14 protein-coding genes, 1 tRNA gene and 1 rRNA gene are annotated in these 18581 nt (G+C 68.3%); 4 read left to right on the plus strand and 12 right to left on the minus strand.

The window, feature by feature from the left end; translation table 11 throughout:
- Positions 1-177: 177 nt before the first annotated feature.
- A 16S ribosomal RNA gene (locus JSQ98_RS10030) occupies positions 178-1705 on the minus strand.
- A 605-nt stretch (positions 1706-2310) separates the two neighbouring features.
- Positions 2311-2395 (minus strand) — tRNA-Tyr (locus tag JSQ98_RS10035).
- A gap of 116 nt (positions 2396-2511) precedes the next feature.
- Here JSQ98_RS10035 and JSQ98_RS10040 point away from each other — a divergent pair.
- Entirely contained in the window at positions 2512-2973 is a 462-nt protein-coding gene (locus JSQ98_RS10040; RefSeq protein WP_090147226.1) for a GNAT family N-acetyltransferase, read from the plus strand.
- Positions 2974-2977: 4 nt separating this feature from the next.
- Here the strand turns inward: JSQ98_RS10040 and JSQ98_RS10045 are convergent, their stop codons facing one another.
- The 5 genes from JSQ98_RS10045 to JSQ98_RS10065 form a co-directional block, all read right to left on the minus strand.
- A complete protein-coding gene (locus tag JSQ98_RS10045) occupies positions 2978-6772 on the minus strand; it encodes an aldehyde dehydrogenase family protein (protein WP_249290803.1) in 3795 nt (1264 codons plus the stop codon).
- Between the two features lie 114 nt (positions 6773-6886).
- Positions 6887-7678 (minus strand): ABC transporter ATP-binding protein, encoded by a 792-nt coding sequence (locus JSQ98_RS10050; protein WP_211649547.1) that lies wholly within the window; start codon positions 7676-7678, stop codon positions 6887-6889.
- A 4-nt stretch (positions 7679-7682) separates the two neighbouring features.
- Complete coding sequence (locus JSQ98_RS10055) at positions 7683-8738, minus strand: ABC transporter permease (protein ID WP_211649549.1); 1056 nt, start codon at positions 8736-8738, stop codon at positions 7683-7685.
- Positions 8739-8798: 60 nt separating this feature from the next.
- On the minus strand, positions 8799-9806 hold the full coding sequence (locus JSQ98_RS10060) for an ABC transporter substrate-binding protein (protein ID WP_090145513.1): 1008 nt from the start codon (positions 9804-9806) through the stop codon (positions 8799-8801).
- Between the two features lie 168 nt (positions 9807-9974).
- Positions 9975-10544 carry a YbhB/YbcL family Raf kinase inhibitor-like protein gene (locus JSQ98_RS10065; protein WP_211649550.1) on the minus strand — a complete coding sequence of 190 codons (570 nt, stop codon included), beginning with the start codon at positions 10542-10544 and terminating at the stop codon, positions 9975-9977.
- Positions 10545-10702: 158 nt separating this feature from the next.
- On the opposite strand from JSQ98_RS10065, the gene JSQ98_RS10070 reads away from it, so the two are divergent.
- The gene (locus tag JSQ98_RS10070; RefSeq protein ID WP_090147232.1) at positions 10703-11506 is read left to right on the plus strand and encodes a FadR/GntR family transcriptional regulator; all 804 of its coding nucleotides are present in this window, start codon (positions 10703-10705) and stop codon (positions 11504-11506) included.
- 8 nt (positions 11507-11514) lie between these two features.
- A complete protein-coding gene (locus JSQ98_RS10075) occupies positions 11515-13080 on the plus strand; it encodes a carboxylesterase/lipase family protein (RefSeq protein ID WP_346728771.1) in 1566 nt (521 codons plus the stop codon).
- A gap of 11 nt (positions 13081-13091) precedes the next feature.
- On the opposite strand, the gene JSQ98_RS10080 is transcribed toward JSQ98_RS10075, so the two are convergent.
- Positions 13092-13955, minus strand: a complete 864-nt coding sequence (locus JSQ98_RS10080) for a MerR family transcriptional regulator (RefSeq protein WP_211649551.1) — start codon at positions 13953-13955, stop codon at positions 13092-13094.
- Positions 13956-14057: 102 nt separating this feature from the next.
- Here JSQ98_RS10080 and JSQ98_RS10085 point away from each other — a divergent pair, with 102 nt between their 5' ends.
- Positions 14058-14993: a tRNA uridine(34) hydroxylase gene (locus tag JSQ98_RS10085; protein ID WP_211649552.1), complete on the plus strand. Its 936-nt coding sequence runs from the start codon at positions 14058-14060 to the stop codon at positions 14991-14993.
- A 118-nt stretch (positions 14994-15111) separates the two neighbouring features.
- On the opposite strand, the gene JSQ98_RS10090 is transcribed toward JSQ98_RS10085, so the two are convergent.
- From JSQ98_RS10090 to JSQ98_RS10105, 4 genes are read right to left on the minus strand one after another with little or no spacing between them, the layout of a single operon-like run.
- Positions 15112-15870, minus strand: coding sequence for an ABC transporter ATP-binding protein (locus tag JSQ98_RS10090; RefSeq protein WP_200330914.1), 759 nt, complete (start codon positions 15868-15870; stop codon positions 15112-15114).
- Positions 15867-16685, minus strand: a complete 819-nt coding sequence (locus JSQ98_RS10095; protein ID WP_211649553.1) for an ATP-binding cassette domain-containing protein — start codon at positions 16683-16685, stop codon at positions 15867-15869. The genes JSQ98_RS10090 and JSQ98_RS10095 overlap by 4 nt, the downstream gene beginning before the upstream one ends.
- Entirely contained in the window at positions 16682-17584 is a 903-nt protein-coding gene (locus JSQ98_RS10100) for an ABC transporter permease (RefSeq protein WP_249290804.1), read from the minus strand. The genes JSQ98_RS10095 and JSQ98_RS10100 overlap by 4 nt, the downstream gene beginning before the upstream one ends.
- Positions 17581-18543, minus strand: coding sequence for an ABC transporter permease (locus JSQ98_RS10105; protein WP_211649554.1), 963 nt, complete (start codon positions 18541-18543; stop codon positions 17581-17583). The genes JSQ98_RS10100 and JSQ98_RS10105 overlap by 4 nt, the downstream gene beginning before the upstream one ends.
- Positions 18544-18581: the final 38 nt, after the last annotated feature.

The following is an 18581-nucleotide window of genomic DNA, read 5'->3' on the forward strand; positions in this document are numbered from 1 at the left end:
CTCACCACACCCACCCAGGATTTCCAATCACCCCCGCCGAAACGGACATGACGTACTCACACAGGCGAGCCAGCAAGCTTGCTTGTCATATGTTCCACCCATGAGCGGCTCGCAGTGAACGTATGCCACTGATCGAGCCATTCTGCGACACCCCGAAAGGTGTCGAGTGCTCCTTAGAAAGGAGGTGATCCAGCCGCACCTTCCGGTACGGCTACCTTGTTACGACTTAGTCCTAATCACCAGTCCCACCTTCGACAGCTCCCTCCCACAAGGGGTTAGGCCACCGGCTTCGGGTGTTACCGACTTTCATGACTTGACGGGCGGTGTGTACAAGGCCCGGGAACGTATTCACCGCAGCGTTGCTGATCTGCGATTACTAGCGACTCCGACTTCATGGGGTCGAGTTGCAGACCCCAATCCGAACTGAGACCGACTTTTTGGGATTCGCTCCACCTCGCGGTATCGCAGCCCTTTGTATCGGCCATTGTAGCATGCGTGAAGCCCAAGACATAAGGGGCATGATGATTTGACGTCATCCCCACCTTCCTCCGTGTTGACCACGGCAGTATCCCATGAGTTCCCACCATTACGTGCTGGCAACATAGGACGAGGGTTGCGCTCGTTGCCGGACTTAACCGAACATCTCACGACACGAGCTGACGACAACCATGCACCACCTGTTTACGAGTGTCCAAAGAGTCCTGTATCTCTACAGTGTTCTCGTATATGTCAAGCCTTGGTAAGGTTCTTCGCGTTGCATCGAATTAATCCGCATGCTCCGCCGCTTGTGCGGGCCCCCGTCAATTCCTTTGAGTTTTAGCCTTGCGGCCGTACTCCCCAGGCGGGGAACTTAATGCGTTAGCTACGACACAGAACCCGTGGAACAGGCCCTACATCTAGTTCCCAACGTTTACGGCATGGACTACCAGGGTATCTAATCCTGTTCGCTCCCCATGCTTTCGCTCCTCAGCGTCAGTTACGGCCCAGAGATCTGCCTTCGCCATCGGTGTTCCTCCTGATATCTGCGCATTCCACCGCTACACCAGGAATTCCAATCTCCCCTACCGCACTCTAGCTTGCCCGTACCCACTGCAGGCCAGAGGTTGAGCCTCTGGTTTTCACAGCAGACGCGACAAGCCGCCTACGAGCTCTTTACGCCCAATAATTCCGGACAACGCTTGCACCCTACGTATTACCGCGGCTGCTGGCACGTAGTTAGCCGGTGCTTTTTCTGCAGGTACCGTCACTTTCGCTTCTTCCCTACTAAAAGAGGTTTACAACCCGAAGGCCGTCATCCCTCACGCGGCGTTGCTGCATCAGGCTTGCGCCCATTGTGCAATATTCCCCACTGCTGCCTCCCGTAGGAGTCTGGGCCGTGTCTCAGTCCCAGTGTGGCCGGTCACCCTCTCAGGCCGGCTACCCGTCGTCGCCATGGTGAGCCATTACCTCACCATCTAGCTGATAGGCCGCGAGTCCATCCCGAACCAAAATTCTTTCCACCTACACACCATGCGGTGATAGGACATATCCAGTATTAGACGCCGTTTCCAGCGCTTATCCCAGAGTTCGGGGCAGGTTACTCACGTGTTACTCACCCGTTCGCCACTCATCCACCCCCAGCAAGCTGGGAGCTTCAGCGTTCGACTTGCATGTGTTAAGCACGCCGCCAGCGTTCGTCCTGAGCCAGGATCAAACTCTCCGTAAAAAACGATTGCCACACGCCCCGGGGAAAAACCGGAACATCCAACGAGTTCAATCTGGCAACAGAACCATCAATACTGACGATTCTTGTTATCCAAAAAAGGAATCTCCCACACCCAGAAACCTGGATGTCGGGGATTATAAATTAAATTGGCATATGACAATTTAAGTGCACACTATTGAGTTCTCAAAGACCAGACACCACCCGTCACACCCAACCAAGGGAAGCTCCGAACAGCAACCTGTCATCTACCGCTGGGAGCAATACGCGCTCCAGCTGGACCGCCCTTGGGGCGTCCACCTTGCGGTGAGATCGAGTCTCTCACTTTACACGCCCGAGCCAGACTTTCGCAAGTCCTGCTCTCGGTGATCTCGAGAGAGCCGATGTCCGATTCGAATCTCGGCCGCTTTCGCGCCGTTTTCCGTTTCGCTGACAAGGGAATACATTACGGGGATCCTGGCTGCAGGGCAACTAGCGCCCACATCCCGGGCGTGTCTACTGCGAGCGGCGCCGGATCTCGATTCCCCCGATCCCACGGCCACTCGCCCCGGGAAAAGCGAAAGGCCCCGACCTCATCGATTTCTCAATGAGGCCGGGGCCTTCAGTACTGGTGGCGGGTGAGGGATTCGAACCCCCGTAGGCGTTGCCAGCTGATTTACAGTCAGCCCCCTTTGGCCGCTCGGGTAACCCGCCATCGGTCGCGCGAACGCAACCAGGAATCTACCCTAGCGGCTCCAGTGCGCGAACGGAAATCCTCGACGCACCGAGACGAGCCCGCACGCGCTGCCGACGCATGGGAGTATCGGTGCATGAGAGATCTTCCCGAGGAACTGACGCTGCAGGCCGCTCACGTCGCCGACATGTCCGCGACGACGTTCTACCGTGTCGCCGCACTTCGGCAGGAGGTCTTCGTGGTCGAGCAGGACTGCGTGTACCTCGATCTCGATGGACGCGATCTGGAGGGCGGCTCAGTTCAGATCTGGGCGGAAGAGGCCAGTGGGGCGATCGCGGCAACCGTGCGGATCCTCGTGGAAGAGCCCGGCGAGCGCGGCACCCGCAGCATCGGTCGTGTCGTCACCGCCCCGACGTGGCGGGGTCACGGTGTCGCCGCGGTGCTGCTCGAAGCGGCCATCGAACGGTGCGCCGGGCGACCGATCATGCTCCACGCGCAATCGCACCTGGTCGACTGGTACGCGCGCTTCGGTTTCATCAGCTGCGGCGCCGAGTATCTCGAGGACGGCATTCCGCACACTCCCATGCGCCTGAACTAACGCCTCACGGCTCGATCGCGTCATCGAGCCCCGGCACGGTCACCGCGAGCCCGTGCCGGTTCGCCCGCGCAGAGATTGCTTGCTCCCGAACCAGGGAGAGCAACTCGACCGGACCCGCCATCGTTACTGGCTCCGCCCAGATGGCGACGCGATCCTGCGGTCCGAGCCACTCCGCCGCCCGAACACGGTCACCGTCGATGAGGCGCACCCGGAGGGCCCGGGTCCCGTCAGCGGCTACCGCCCCGGCCACCGCCAGTCGCTCGAGCCAGTCCTCATCGCGCTCGAGCGACAGCTCGATGTCGCGGTGCTCCAGGAAATCGGTGAGTTCGACGGGGAGCACCTCTCCGGTCGAGACCGTGATCGGTGCGCGAGCGAGCAGCGCGGCGGCGATCACGCGTGCGAGGGCGACGAGGGCTCCGCCTTCCGCGAGGCGCACGTGCGTGGCGACGGGTCGGTGCCGGATGAGGTTGCGCTCGATCCCGAGCCCGATCGTGTCGCGATCGACGCCGAACGACGTGCGCCACGTGAAGGCGTCGGCGAGCGCGGCGCGCCTGAGCTCGTCGAACGCCTGATAGGGCAGCACGGGCTGCAGCGTCTCGATGAGCAACCGGATCTCGGGTTCGAGCCCGCGCAGATGCAGGGTCTCGCTCCGGCTCCCCTCCCGAACGCGCCACGAGCCCAGGGCAATCAATCGGTTCGGCCCGCCGGCGAGGCCGGAGAGGCCCATGCCGGCATCGTTCCACCCTCCGCCCGGGTGCCGCTCCACGCGAACGTGCGTCGTCGCACGGTTGACAGACACTGCGGCCGCTTCGATGCCCTCCAGCCAGGCACCGATCTCGTCCCCGTCGTTGGAGTGGATCGCCGCGACGCCGCCGGTGCCCTCACGGTTCTGCAGCGCCAACGCCTCGGAGAGCGAATGCGCTGTGGTGATGCCGATCACGGGCACCGTCCGCGCATCGTCCCAGAAGGTCGCATTCGCCGAGACCCCTGCCCGCACTCCCGGGCTCCACACCCGTCCCTCCGAATCGAGGGCTTCGGGTTGCACGAGCCATTCCTCTCCGCGAGCGAGTTCGGAGAGCGCACGCCGCTCGGCCTCGTCGGCCGGGGCGTGCAGCGGGCCGACCCGGAGGCCCAAGATCGTGGCGTCGGACTCGCGCGCGCTGTCGCCGGCCCGGAGGGCTCGTACCGCATCGGCGAGCCCCTCTCGGAAACGCCGCGATCGCGCCACGCTGCCGAGCAGGATCACGCCCCTGGCGGCGCGAAGACTGCCTCCCGAGCGGCCGAGCGCCGAGGCGACGACGTCGTCGATCGCTCGATCCAGGTCGGCGGACGGCGTGACGAGCACGAAGCCGCGCGACCGGAACTGCCCTTCGACCCGGAGGTCGGGCCGACGACGCGCGAGGTCGGTCGTGTCAGTACGGGATCCGATCACGACCGCGCGATCGACGCTTCGATGTGCCGCGAGCTCGGCAACGGTTCGGCCGACGACTGCGGCTTCGAGCCGAACCACACCGGGCGTCAGGCCACCGACCTCGCATTCTTCGATCACGGCCGACGCCGATGCCAGGAGGCGGTGCGGCACGAGCCAGAGCACCCCGCTTCCCGCTGCCAGCGCGGCGAAGACCGCTTCCGCCTGCACGGCGAGCGGGGTGGGCGCATCGGCGGCGACGAGCACGAGCCGCTCCGGAACGAACGTGGCGCCGCGCACCGCACCGAGCGCCTCGGCGAGCTGGCCGCTGTATCGGGCCGCATCCACCAGGTCGTCCACTTCGGCGTCGAGCTCGGCGATCGGGGCGCCCGTGTCGGCGGCCAGCAGCTGAATCAGTCGATCCCGTGCGGCGACCATCGCAAGTGCCGAGCGGCGCAGCCGTGACGCCCGCGTGCGAGTCGACTGGGCCGACCACGCTTCGGCTCGAGAACGCGCATCCTCCGCGACGAGTTCCGGATCGAGATCGGCTGCCGAGAGGGCAATCGTGGCGTTCGCGGCATCGTCGTCACCCGTCCGTGCACGGGCTTCCGCGAAGAGGTCTCGCGCCCACTCGCGATTCGCCGCCACGGTCGCGTCGGTGGCCGGCTCGTTCGCGAAACCGGATTCAGACACGGCGGGGATCGCGCGCGGCGGGGCGACGGCCTCGAGGGTGAACTCTCCCGTCGACCCCCTCGTCAGCCCCAGTACCGCAGCAGTGAGGCCACCGGTCTCGAATCGCGCCGGTTCGTCGGGGGCGCGGTAGAACAACGCACTGTCGCGCTCCGACGGATCCCATTCGCGCGCCCGGTTCTGGGTGCGGTGCGACGCCGGAGCCGGCTCCGCTGCCCGTGCGAGTGCGGTGCCGAACTCGGTGAACGCTTGCGACAGCGCCCGTTCGCGCGTCAGCTCAGCGGGTTCGCTCGCGATCTCTCCGGCGTCGTCCTCACCTCCCCCGGATTCGGGTTCCCGTGCGATGAGCGCCTCGAGTCTGGACAGTCCCGAGTCTGGATCGGCGGCTTCAGCTGCGATGCCGACGAGCAGATCGACGGCACCGCCGAATTCCTTCGGAGGGACGACGGGCACGACGACGCGCACATCGGGGAGGGTCTCGCGAAGCACCGATGCGAGCCCGGGGGCGACGCCGCTGCGCAACTGCACCGCGCTGAGTTCTCGCGATCCGAGCTCGTCGGCCAGGGCGACCGCGGCCGCGAGCACGAGCACGTCCTCTGTGGCGATCACGGGCCGCAGCACCGCCGCTCGTCCCGGGTGCAGCGCGAGTTCCGTCAGCCGCAGCAGCTGTGCGAGCACGTCCACGCGTTCTTCCAGCACCGGCACCGGGAGCCCCGATTCGATCGACGCGATGCGTTCGCCACCGGCCACGCCGCCCACGCCGATGACGACTTCGGCCGGCGCCCCGCCCTCGGCGACGCGGCGCTGCGCCCAACGACTCAGACGGCCGTAGTACTCGCGCGACTCCGGCAGTTCGGCGAGCAACTGCACCCCGATGCGCGCTCGGTCGAGCGCGGGGTCGACGAGTGCACGAATCGCGATCTCGGGCAGCATGCGCGCCCACCGCACGTTTCGAGCGGACAGATGAATCGTGGTTCCGTGCTCAGCCGAGGCGCGCAGCACGGGTTCGAGTGCGGATGCGGCGCGCGCGACGTCGTCGTCGAACGTCCACTCCGTGCCGCCGGGGGCGATGCGCTCCGGTTCGACCACCAGATGTGCGACGGTTGGATGCGCTGCGAGGGCGGCGAGTCGCGCCACTTCCCCGGCAGCGCCGTCGGGCCCGTGCACGCCGTTGCCGAGCGGCCGCGTGACTGCCCGCAGTCCGGCGTCGGAGTACCTCCGATGCGCGTCGGCGAGCGCTGCTCCCGCGGCCGAGCTGAGCCAGGTCGCGGTTCCGGTTCCGCCCGCTGCGCCGGGCAGCCGAGCGGCGAGCACCAGCCCGGAGACGCGATCCCGGAGCCAGCGGCGAGCGACCGGCATGACTGCCCAGGGGAGCCCGAGAGATGTCGCTCCACCCGCCCGTACCGCGAACCGGTCGCGCGCCGGCATGGAATCCGGTACTTCCTGCGCCATGGCATGGAGTCCGACCGCCGAAGCGAACGCGTCTTCCGTTCCGGCGACGAGCTCGAGCAGCCTCCGTGTGAATTCGAAACTCTCGGGATCGCGGCGCAGCCCCTCGAGCAGGTGCCCGGATCCGCGGGGGTGCACCGTCTCATCCGGCGCCCGATCGCGCAGGCCTGAGATCCAAGCGTGCGCCAGCGCTTCGGATCGTTCGGACACGGCGTCCCACACCGACGCCGGGGCGATGGGTTCAGCTGCCATGACCCCACTGTATGAGTGGTCGCGCATGTTTGGCGGGAGCGCGCGCCGAAGCCGGGATCTCCCGGCTGTTTCGGCCGTCGGAGATCCCGCAGGAGACACCGTCGGCGATGCGCCTCAGGCCAGCAGGGCGCGATCGTCGAGCTGCGCGCCCTTGATCTTCGCGAACTCCTCGAGCAGGCGCGGCACGGTGAGCTCGCGCTTCTGCTCCGCCGACGCCTCGAACACGATGTTGCCCTCGTGCATCATGATGAGGCGGTTGCCGAGTCGCAGCGCCTGCTCCATGTTGTGCGTCACCATCAGCGTCGTGAGCGCGCCCTGGGAGACGATTCGGTCGGTCAGCTCGGTGACGAGTGCCGCGCGCTGCGGGTCGAGTGCGGCGGTGTGCTCGTCGAGCAGCAGGATGCTGGGACGCGTGAATCCGGCCATGAGCAGCGACAACGCCTGCCGCTGGCCGCCGGAGAGCAGGCCGACCTTGGCGGTGAGCCGGTGCTCGAGACCGAGTTCGAGCGCGGTGAGCTCTTCACGGAAGCGGTCGCGGAGCGTACGGCTGAGTGCGAGCCCGAGCCCGCGGCTCTTGCCCCGACGCTCGGCGAGCGCAAGGTTCTGCTCGATCGTCAGATCGGGAGCGGTGCCCGCCATGGGGTCCTGGAACACGCGGCCGATGAACTTGGCGCGCTGGTACTCCTTGAGCTTGTTGACGCGCTGGCCGTCGATCTCGATGCTGCCGGAGTCGACGCTGTAGCGACCCGAGATGGCGTTCAGCAATGTCGATTTGCCGGCGCCGTTGGAGCCGATGACGGTGACGAAGTCGCCTTCGTCGAGGCGCAGGCTGAGGCCGCCGAGTGCGCGGCGCTCGTTGACGGTGCCGGGGAAGAACGTCTTCTCGATGCGTTCAATGGTGAGCATGCGGCTACCTTCCGGCCTGGGTGTCGGGTTCGGGCGTAGTGCCGGCCGCGGGCGACGCGGGATCAGCGCCGACGCGCGCGGTCGTGGCTCCGGCGGGCGCAGCAACGCTCGGCGAGGCGTCGGCGGAGGCCGGGGCGGTGACTTCCTCGAGCACCACGCGGCCGTCCTTGCGTCGCAGCATCGGGATCTTGCGCAGGAACCCCCACCGCGGCAGCAGGAGCGCCGCGATCACGAGGAGCGCGGTGATGAGCTTCATGTCGTTCGGATCGAGACCGGCGCGCAGTGCGAAGAAGATGATGAGGCGGTAGATGACCGCGCCGAGCACGACCGCGAGGCTTGCGAGCCAGATGAAGCGCTGGCCGAAGATGGCCTGGCCGAGGATGACGGATGCGAGCCCGACGAGAATCAGGCCGACGCCCATGCTGATGTCGGCGAAGCCCTGATACTGCGCGACGAGCGCCCCGCAGAGCCCCACGAATCCGTTCGAGATGGCGAGGGTGAGAATCGTCGTGCGATCGGTGTTCACGCCGAAGCTGCGGATCATCGGCCCGTTGTCTCCGGTCGCCTGAATGGCGAGCCCGAGGTTGGTCGAGAGGAACCAGTCGACCACGACCTTCAGCACGAGCACGGCGAGGAGAATGATGGCGACGCCGCCCCAGGTGCCGAGGAGCTCTCCTTCGCGCAGCGGGGTGAAGACCGTGTCGGCCCGCAGCAGCGGGAGGTTGGCGGCGACCGCGGTGCCCTCCTTCGCGGTGCCCATGATTCGCAGGTTGATCGACCAGAGGGCGATCATCGTCAGGATTCCGGAGAGGAGGCCGTCGATGCGGCCCTTCGTGTGCAGCAGGCCGGTGATGATGCCCGCGACGATCCCCGCCCCGCCACCGGCGAGGGTGGCGAGGACGGGGTTGTGACCGTTCGTGATCAGCGCGGCCGCGACAGCAGCGCCGGTGGTGAAGCTGCCGTCGACCGTGAGGTCCGGGAAGTTGAGCACTCGGAACGTCAGGTAGACGCCCAGTGCCATCACCCCGTAGATGAGGCCGAGTTCGAGCGCGCCGATCATGCGATGGTCATCCTGTTCGTGTCGTGTGCTGGAGAAACCGTGCGGGCCGGGGGCCCGGGGTTACTCGACGGTTTCCGCCTGGTCGAGGATATCCTTCGGGATCTCGACGCCCATGCGCTCTGCGGCGCCCGGATTCACCACGTACGTGAAGCTCTTGGAGACCTCGACTGCCATCTCTGCAGGGTCGGCTCCGTCTTCCAGGATCTTGATGGCCATCTCACCGGTCTGATGCCCCAGATCCGTGTAGTCGATGCCGAGCGTCGCGACCGCGCCGCCCTCGACGGTGCCGGCCTCGGCCCCGATGACGGGGATCTGCTTCTCCTCCGCGACCTGCACGAGCGAGGCGATGCCCGAGACGACGAGGTTGTCGGTCGGCACGTAGATCGCGTCGACGTCTCCGAGCGCTTCGGTCGCCTGAGCGATGTCGTTGGCAGTGGTCACGGTCTTCGTGACGATCTCGAGGTCGAGGTCGCTCGCGGCCTCCTCGGCCGCCGAGACCTGCACCTCGGAGTTCACCTCGCCCGATGCGTAGACGATGCCGACCTTCTTCGCGTCGGGAACGATCTCCTGCAGCATCTTCAGCTGCTCGTCGAGCGGGGCCAGGTCGCTGGTTCCGGTCACGTTGCCACCGGGGGTCTCGTTGGAGTCGACGAGCTCCGCCGACACCGCATCCGTCACCGCGGTGAAGAGGATCGGCTTGTCGGTGATCGCCTGAGCGGCCGCCTGCGCTGCCGGTGTCGCCACTGCCAGCACGAGATCGTTGTCGGAGGTCGCGAAGCCCTGCGCGATGGTGACGGCCGTGGCCTGCTCTGCGTTCGCGTTCTGCTCGTCGAAGTTCACCGTCTCGCCATCGACGTATCCCGCGTCGATGAACGCCTGCTTGAAGCCCTCGGTCGCGGAGTCGAGTGCCGGGTGCTGCACGAACTGGCTGATTCCGATGTTGAAGGTCTCCGCTGATCCTCCCTCGCCTGACGAGTCGGGTGAGGAGCAGGCGCTGAGGGTGAGTGCTGCCGCTGCGGTGACGCCGGCGATGGTGAGGGCGCGGCGGCGGAACGAGGTCTGTCGCATGGGTATCGAATCCTTTGTGGGGGACGTCGCCGGGTCAGTGCTTCGGCGAACTGAGCGAGTCGGCGAGAACTTACGCCGATTCAAGCATCGTAGACCGCGATCCCCCCGCGGGAGCAACTCGGGGTCTCTTCGTGACCGAGGCGTTGTAATTCCTGACCGATCGATCGGTCAGTCAGCCTGGCCGAACTCCCCGGTGGCGACGATGACTGCACGGGCCAGTACGGCATCGCGCATCATGAACCCCATGACCGCCGGTGTGAGATCCGGGTCGATGTCGAGGTGCTCGACGCCGAGCGCGTGCACGACGAACCAGTAGTGATGCACGCCGGTGCCCTCCGGCGGCGCAGCACCGGTGAACGCGCGCTCGCGCCGTTCATTCGGCATGGTCGTCGCAGCGGCCGGCAGCAGCGCGCCGCCGGGCGCGCCTGCGAGAGCGCCGGCACCGGCCGGGAGCTCGAGCGTACTCGCCGGTAGGTTCGCGACGGCCCAGTGCCAGAACCCCGACCCCGTCGGCGCGTCCGGGTCGAAGCAGGTGACGGCGAAGCTCTTCGTGCCCGCCGGGAAGTCGGCCCAGCTCAACTGCGGCGAGCGATTGGATCCCCCTGCCGCCTCGGCGTACTGCTCGGCAGGCAGTGGCTCGCCGTCCTGAATGTCGGCACTCCGCAGCGTGAAGCCGGGTACCTGCCGCATGCGCGCATACGGGTCGATGTCGCCGCGGCTCGGATTCTTGTTCGTCATGGCACCCCCTGGTGTTCTGACCTCCAGACTACGGTCAGCGGCTGACCGCTCCAATGGCTTCCGCGAACCGATCTTTCGCGCCCCGACGCCCTCGAAGGCGCTCGATATACTGAGTTCTCGGCATCGGCGCACACGGCGCCCGACGAATCGGAGTGATCATGGCAGCGACCACAGGGTCAGATCGAGCACGCGCGACGCTCGCCTACCTGCGTCGCAAGATCACCACCGGCGAATGGCCGGTCGGCGGGCGCATTCCCATCGAGCCCGAGCTCGCAGAGCAGACCGGCGTCGGTCGGTCGACCGTGCGCGAAGCCGTGCGGTCGCTCGCGAGCATCGGGATGCTCGAGACGCTGCCCGGTCGCGGCACGTTCGTGCGCTCGGCCGCGCCGACGAGCACCCTCCTCAACGAGTTCCTCACCGACTTCACCCTCGAGGAGATCCTCAGCTACCGCCGGGCCCTCGAGATCGAAGCCGCGCAGCAGGCCGCCCTGCACCGCACCGATGAAGACATCGCGGCGCTCGAACGAGCCGCGATCGAAGAGGTCGGATGCACCCGCTGCCCCGTGCTCGGGTTCGCGGGCGACGTCGACACGGCCTTCGACAGCCGCTTCCACCGTCTCGTGTTCGACGCCGCGAAGAACCGTCTGCTCGCCGCGCTCTACGCCGGAATCAACGATCGCCTGCGCACTCCGGAGCACCGCGGTCGTCTCGCGAACGTCGCGACCGGCGCGGAGATGGAGCGCGACCACGCCCGCGTGCTCGACGCGATTCGACGCCAGGACTTCATCGACGCCGTCCATGCGATGGTGAACCACGTCGACCACGACGTCGTGATCGTGAACGATCAGCACGAGGTCATCCCTCCGCTCGCCCGCACGCCAGAGCAGCAGCAGCGCATCAATGAAGCGCAGATGGCGCAGGATCACGTGCTCGCGCGGGCGGAAGCCCAGTCGCGACTCTGACTCGTCCGGTGAAGACCGTCAGCGATCGCGCGTCGCGCCCCGTCGTGCGGACAGCCGCCGGAGCGGTTCGGGGGACCTGGGAGCCGTGCAGTCCGGGCGCGGCAGAGGGGTCGAGCGCCGCGGTATTCCGAGGCATCCCGTACGCGGCTGCGCCCGTGGGCGCCCTGCGATTCGCACCTCCGCAGCCGTGCGAGGCGTGGGACGGGATCCGGGACGCATCGGCGTTCGGGCCCACCCCGCAGCGCGGCGATACGGGAATCACGCTGATCCCCGAGCACTCGATTCCGGGCGACGACACACTGAACGTGAACGTATGGACACCTGCGCCGGAGGCATCGGCAAAACTGCCCGTGATCGTCTGGATCCACGGCGGCGGCTTCATCTCAGGCTCCCCGGCGAGCCCGTGGTACGACGGCCGCGCGTTCGCCCGCGACGGAGTGGTGCTCGTGACGATCTCGTACCGGCTGGGCTTCATCGGGTTCGGCTCCGTCGACGGCGCTCCGGCCAACCGCGGGGTACTCGATTGGGTGCGCGCGCTGGAATGGGTGCAGCAGAACGTCGCAGGGTTCGGGGGTGATCCGGATCGCGTCACCATCGCGGGGCAATCCGCCGGAGGCGGCGCGGTGCTCACGTTGCTCGGCGTTCCAGCGGCTGAGGGGCTCTTCGCCGCTGGCTACGCCATGTCGGCGGCCGTCGCCGCGCCGTCGCTCGACGCCGCGGCGGCTCGCACCCGGCACCTGGCCCGTCTGGGCGGAGTGACTCCCGATCTCGCCGGTCTCGGGTCGCTGCCCGAGGCGAGAATCATCGAGTTGCAGCGCCGGATCACGGCGCCTGCCGCGCCCCGCATCCTTCGCGACGTGCACGGCATGCTCCGGGACGGGCTCATGATCGGCCCGCTCCCGGACGGTGACGTGGTGCCGCTCGACGCGTTGCAGGGCACAGCGCACGGGCCCAGCGCGCACGTGCCCCTGGCGCTGAGCACCGCAGACGACGAGCTCATGGGAATGTTCACACCGCGCGCCATCCTCGACCGTGCGCCGCGCCGTGCCGTGCTGCGCGCCCTCGGAGCGTCCGCGGCGGTCGCGGATCGCTGGCTCGAGACGCCGGAGGTCCAGGCGACCGCGAGCAGCGTCGCGCTCGTCGGGCGGTACGCCACGGACGCCGTGTTCCGCTCATGGGTGCCCCGTGTCGCCCGGGCCCGCGGAGCGTCTGCAGCTGCGGGCACCACCTGGACGTCTCGCTACTCCTGGCACGCACCCGATACCAAGGCCGGCGCACCGCACTTCGCGGGGCACTGCAGTGATGTGCCGTTCGTCTTCGACCGCCTCGATGCCGTGGGCGTCGAGCGCGTCGCGGGCACCGCCCCTCCGCAAGCTCTCGCGGACGCCGTGCACGGCGCCCTGGTGCGCTTCGCGCGCGACGGGGACCCGGGGTGGGAAGCCGACCGCGACGGAACCGGCCCCGCACGGATCTTCGATGTTCCGGTGCGTGAGCAGCGCGATGCGTACGCGTCAGCCGCGGCCCTGCTCGAAGCGAGTCACTCGCGCGACGCGAGCGCGCACCCCTCGCGCTGACGCGCGCGAGATCACCGCGCGCCGCTCGCGCCCTCTGCGCGATCGTGGGCAATGTAGTGCACCAGCGCGTCCCGCACGAACTCCGCCCCCGTCGCTCCGCCGTAGTTCGCGGCGAAGCGCTCGTCCGTGACGTACAACTCGCCGAGCCCGCGCACGTATCCGGCGAGATCACCCGCGGGGTCGGCGGCGGGGGTCCCAGGTATCCCCCGCAACCAGGCCACGTGCTGGGCGGCGAGTTCCTGCCCCTCGGCTCCCGCCGGGTCGAGCTCGCGTTCGGCGGCCATGCGCCACGCTGCGGCGAGGTCGGCGCTGTGCCGCTGCCACGCCTCGCGCGCACCGCTGCCGAGCCCCTGCCACCAATGGTCGCCCTCCGCATACGCGCGGTCTCCCCAGCGCCGCTCCACCTCCTCACGGTGCTGTGCGTGGTCGAATCCGTCGAAGATGTTCTCAGTCATCAGTGCTCCTGCTGGTGCGGTGTCGGTCATGCCCGGGAGGGCGGCGATGGTACGCTCCACGGCGCGGATCTGGCGGGTGATGCGCTCTCGCTCGCGGCGGAGGATCGCGAGGTGCGACTGCAGGATCTCGGTCTCGGCGGTCTGCGCCGTGCGATCCGACAGCGCGCTGCGGCTGCTGGCATCCTGCGACGCGAGCACCCGGGCGATGGCGTCGAGGCCCAGACCGAGATCGCGGAGCAGCAGGATGCGCTGCAGGCGGAGCAGCGCCCGGTCGTCGTAGTAGCGATACCCGTTCGAGCCGATGCACGTGGGCGGCAGCAGACCAATGCGGTCGTAGTGCCGCAGCGTGCGCGAGGTCGTGCTCGCCGCGCGAGCCACCGCCTGCACACTGTGCAACGCACGCGTATTCGTGGTCGTCATGGTGTTCTCCGTTCCAGATGTCACGCTACGCGTTGACGCCGCGTCAATGTCAAGCGTTGCGCTGGTGCGGTTCGCTGCGCGCTTCCCGCGTACCATTAACGGGTGAGCGAGCCCAAGATCCTGCTGTACTACGTCTTCGCCCCCGTGGCCGATCCCGAGGCCGTGCGCTTGTGGCAGCGGCAGCTCTGCGAATCGTTGGGCCTGCGAGGACGCATCATCATCTCGCGCCACGGCATCAACGGCACGGTCGGCGGCGAGCTCGACGCCTGCAAGCAGTATGTGCGGCGCACTCGCGAGTACGCCCCGTTCGCCGGGCTCGAGCCGAAGTGGAGCATGGGAACGGCACTGGTCGATGCCCCGGATGAGCGACTGCACGGCACCGAGCGCGGGCCGCGATGGCGGCGCATCAGCGACTTCCCGAAGCTCAGCGTGAAGGTGCGCGACGAGCTGGTGGCATTCGGAATCCCCGACGAAACCCGCGTCGACGACGACGGCGTCGTCGGCGGCGGCGTGCATCTCTCCCCGCATGAGGTCAACGAACTCGTGGCCGAGCGCGGAGACGATGTGGTGTTCTTCGACGGGCGCAACGCGTGGGAGGCCGAGATCGGTCGGTTCCGGGGCGCGGTGGTCCCCGATACGCGCACGACGCACGATTTCATCGCGCAGATCGACGCCGGCGACTTCGACGCGCTCAAGAACCGGCCCGTCGTCACCTACTGCACCGGCGGCATCCGCTGCGAGATCCTCTCTGCCGCGATGCGGGATCGCGGCTTCGACGAGGTGTACCAGGTCGACGGCGGCATCGTGAAATACGGCGAGGCCTTCGGCAACGACGGACTGTGGGAAGGATCGCTTGCCGTATTCGACGGCCGCGAAGCGCTCGACTTCGCGCCCGGCGCAGCTGTCGTCGGCAGGTGCCGTGTGTGCGACGCCCCCTCGAACACCGTGGCGAACTGCGCCGACCCTGCGTGCAAGCACCGCTTCGTGGTGTGCGACCAGCACGCCGGGGCCCCCTGCGAGGAGCACGCAGCGGTGTGAGGGAGCGCCCCGCCCCCTCCCCCACCTGCGAGCGGGGTCACTCTTGGTGCGTGTTGCACCACGACACGCACCAAGAGTGACCCCGCTCGAGTGAGTGGCGACGGGCGCGTCTGACGGGTCAGTCCGTCGGAAGGCGCGGGATCGCCGAGATCAGGCGCTGCGTGTACGCCTCTCGCGGCCTCGCCAGCAGATCACCGGTGGCGCCCGTCTCGACCACGCGGCCGCCTTCGAGCACCGCGGTGCGCTCGCAGGTCGCCGCAACGGCGCCGAGGTCGTGGGAGACCATGACGAGCGCGAGCCCGTGTTCGGCGCGCAGCTCGTTGATGAGCTCGATCACCTGAGTGCGGGTGCTGACGTCGAGCGCGCTGACGGGCTCATCGGCGACGAGCACGCGCGGCCGAACGACGGTCGCGCGAGCGATCGCGATGCGTTGACGCTGGCCCCCCGAGAACTCGTGCGGGTAGCGGGAAGCGGCGTCTGCTGGCAGCCCGACGGATGCGAGCGCGGCGCGCACGCGTGCGCCCGCTTCCGCCCCCCGGGCGAGGCCGAGGGATTCGAGGGGTTCTGCGATGATGCGATCGACCCGTTGCCGTGGATCGAGCGACGAGTACGGATCCTGGAAGACGGCTTGGACGCCGCTGCGGAACCGGCGCATGAGCGTGCGATCCCGCAGGCGCAGCGGAGCGCCGTCGAACCGGATCTCGCCGCGCGCTGGTGCCGCGAGCCCGAGCAGGAGTGAGAGCAGCGTCGACTTGCCCGCCCCCGACTCTCCGACGATGCCGACGGAGTCACCCGCAGCCACTGCGAGGTCGACGCCGGTCAGAATTCGCCGGGCGCCGTACGAGAAGTCGACGCCGCTCGCTTCGAGTACCGTCATCGCCTGCCCTCCGCGTCAGTCGGGCCAGAACCGTCGAGCGCCGCGTCGAGGACGCGCGCGTGCGCGACGAGCTGGGCCGTATAGGGGTGCTGCGGCGCGCGCAGGATCTGACGCACCGCGCCTTCCTCGACGACCGCGCCCCGCTGCAGCACGAGTACACGGTCGGTCATGCGCGATACGACGGCCAGGTCGTGGCTCACGAACAGCAACCCCATGTCGCGCTCGGCCACCAGCCGGTCGAGCAGATCGAGCACCTCGGACTGCACGGTCACGTCGAGCGCGGTGGTCGGCTCGTCGGCGATGAGCAGTCGGGGGCGCGCAGCCAGCGCGATGGCGATCGCGACCCGCTGTCGTTGACCGCCGGAGAGTTCATGGGGGAACGCACGAGCGAACCGCTGCTCGCCGAGCCGCACCTCGTCGAGCGCCTCGGCGACCGCACGGTCGAGTGCGCTGCCCCGAAGCCCGAGGTGGCGCCGGATCGGCTCCGCGATCTGCCTGCCGACGCGCATGAGCGGGTCGAGCGCCGTGAGCGGCTCTTGGAACACGACGCCGGCGGCCGGCCCTCGGAGCGGACGCACGCTCTGCTCGTCGGCGCCCACCGTCTCGACTCCGGCGAGCCGCACCGATCCCGTTGCGCGGAGGCCGTCGGGGAGCAGCGCGGTGATCGCGAGCGAGGTCAACGACTTGCCGGATCCTGACTCCCCGATGAGCCCGAGACGCTGACCGGCGGCGACCTCGAAATCGATTCCATCGACGAGCGCGGCGTCTCGTGAGCGCACGCGCAGTGCGCTCACGCGCAGCAGTGCTTCGGTCATGCGCTCCTCCCGCGTCGAGTCGGGTCGGCCGCATCGCGCAGACCATCGGCGACGAAGTTCACGCCGAGCACCAGCACGACGAGTGCGACGCCAGGGGCGATGGCGCCGATCGGAGCCGTGAGCACGGTGCCCTGCGCTTCCTGGAGCAAGCGCCCCCACGAGGCGTTGGGAGGCGGGGCGCCCAGGCCGAGGTACGAGAGACTCGCCTCCGCGAGTACCGCGGCGCCGAACTGCAGCGCCAGGGTGACCGCCAGCGTGGGTGCCATGTTCGGCAGCAGGTGACGGCGAATGATGCCGAGGGTGCGCGTACCGCTCGTGCGCGCAGCGATCACGTACTGCGATCCGACCGCGCGCTTGGCGAGGATCCGCGACACCCGCGCCACGATCGCCGACATCGCGAGCCCGATGGCGAGGATCGCCGACCCGAGCGACGGCGGCTGCAGCGCCACGATGAGCATCGCCGTGAGCAGCACGGGAAACGCGATCGCGACGTCGATGAAGGCCGAGATCGCATCGTCGAGCCAGGGCGCGGCGAGCGCGGCGAGCAGGCCGATGGCGACCCCGAGCACGGCGGCGATCAGCACGGATCCGGCCCCCACCAGGAGCGCGATGCGCGCGCCGACCATGAGTTGGCTGAGCAGGTCGCGCCCGAGCTTGTCGGTGCCGAGCAGGTGCTCGCCGCTCGGGCCGGAGAGCCGCCCGCCCGAAGTGTCGTCGAGCGGATACGGCAGCCAGACGAGGGAGACCAGCGCCATCAGCACCACGATGCCGACGAGCACGAGTCCGGCCGTGAGCGTCGCACTGCGCCGCACGGCCCGGCCCCCGCGCCGATGAGTCGGAGCCGTCTCGGGACCCGGATCCGCGGATCCGGGTGCGACCGTGCCGCTGAGCTCGCTCATGCCCCCACCCCTACCGTTCGCCTCAACCGAGGATCGACGATGCGCTGCGCGACATCGGCGACGAAGCCGACCAGCAGCACCAGCAGCGTGGTCACCACGAGCACACCCTGAATCGCGGAGAAGTCATGGCGCGAGATGCCGTCGACGAGGTAGCTCCCCAGGCCGGGAAGCGCGAAGACGCTCTCCACGACCACGGCGCCGAGCAGCGTCGACGCCAGTTCGATCCCGAGCACCGAGATGACCGGCACGGAGCCGTTGCGCAGCCCGTGACGCCAGAGCGCCTCGCCGAATCCAGATCCGTGCGCGCGGGCCGTGCGCAGATAGTCGCTGCCGAGCACATCGAGCGTCGCCGAGCGCACGTAACGAGTGAGCGATGCGCCCATGACGCAGGCGATCGCGATCGCGGGGAGCGCGAGCGACGAGACCGCGCCCGCCGGGTCGTTCCAGTCGTCGATCGGGAAGCCGCCGGTCGGGAACCATCCGAGCAGCAGGCCGAACACCCACACGAGGATGATGCCGACCCAGAACACGGGCACCGCGATCCCGAGCTGGGCCACCCCGGAGAGCACCACGCCGTACCAGCGATCCGCGCGCACGGCGGCGGTGACGCCGGCGAGCAGCGAGCCGACGACCGCCAGTGCGAAGGCGAACACCGTGAGCGGGAGGGTGACGGCCAGGCGCGCGGAGATCTCATCGCCGACCGAAGCGCCCGTGATGAGCGATTCGCCGAGGTCGAGCCGAAGCATCTGCGCGACCCACGCACCGAACTGCACCAGGATCGGCTGATCCGACCCCACCTGCGCGCGCGCTGCGGCGATCTGCTCCGGCGTCGCGTTCACCGAGAGCAGCGCATTCGCCGGGTCACCGGGAAGCAGCCGGAGCAGCACGAAGATGAGCACCATCGCGATGGCGAACGAGGCGATGAGCAGCAGGCCGCGCCGGATCACATATCCGGTCATCGGCCCTCCCCTTGCAGTGTCTGTATCGGCGGTGCGCG

Source organism: Leucobacter manosquensis (assembly GCF_018304845.1).
Lineage (GTDB): Bacteria > Actinomycetota > Actinomycetes > Actinomycetales > Microbacteriaceae > Leucobacter > Leucobacter alluvii.

What these genes read in the sequence shown, in the direction of transcription:
- JSQ98_RS10040 (WP_090147226.1), top strand. Translation starts at nt 2,512, where the DNA reads ATGAGAGATCTTCCCGAGGAACTGACGCTGCAGGCCGCTCACGTCGCC.
- JSQ98_RS10045 (WP_249290803.1), bottom strand. Translation starts at nt 6,772, where the DNA reads ATGGCAGCTGAACCCATCGCCCCGGCGTCGGTGTGGGACGCCGTGTCC.
- JSQ98_RS10050 (WP_211649547.1), bottom strand. Translation starts at nt 7,678, where the DNA reads ATGCTCACCATTGAACGCATCGAGAAGACGTTCTTCCCCGGCACCGTC.
- JSQ98_RS10055 (WP_211649549.1), bottom strand. Translation starts at nt 8,738, where the DNA reads ATGATCGGCGCGCTCGAACTCGGCCTCATCTACGGGGTGATGGCACTG.
- JSQ98_RS10060 (WP_090145513.1), bottom strand. Translation starts at nt 9,806, where the DNA reads ATGCGACAGACCTCGTTCCGCCGCCGCGCCCTCACCATCGCCGGCGTC.
- JSQ98_RS10065 (WP_211649550.1), bottom strand. Translation starts at nt 10,544, where the DNA reads ATGACGAACAAGAATCCGAGCCGCGGCGACATCGACCCGTATGCGCGC.
- JSQ98_RS10070 (WP_090147232.1), top strand. Translation starts at nt 10,703, where the DNA reads ATGGCAGCGACCACAGGGTCAGATCGAGCACGCGCGACGCTCGCCTAC.
- JSQ98_RS10080 (WP_211649551.1), bottom strand. Translation starts at nt 13,955, where the DNA reads ATGACGACCACGAATACGCGTGCGTTGCACAGTGTGCAGGCGGTGGCT.
- JSQ98_RS10090 (WP_200330914.1), bottom strand. Translation starts at nt 15,870, where the DNA reads ATGACGGTACTCGAAGCGAGCGGCGTCGACTTCTCGTACGGCGCCCGG.
- JSQ98_RS10095 (WP_211649553.1), bottom strand. Translation starts at nt 16,685, where the DNA reads ATGACCGAAGCACTGCTGCGCGTGAGCGCACTGCGCGTGCGCTCACGA.
- JSQ98_RS10100 (WP_249290804.1), bottom strand. Translation starts at nt 17,584, where the DNA reads ATGAGCGAGCTCAGCGGCACGGTCGCACCCGGATCCGCGGATCCGGGT.
- JSQ98_RS10105 (WP_211649554.1), bottom strand. Translation starts at nt 18,543, where the DNA reads ATGACCGGATATGTGATCCGGCGCGGCCTGCTGCTCATCGCCTCGTTC.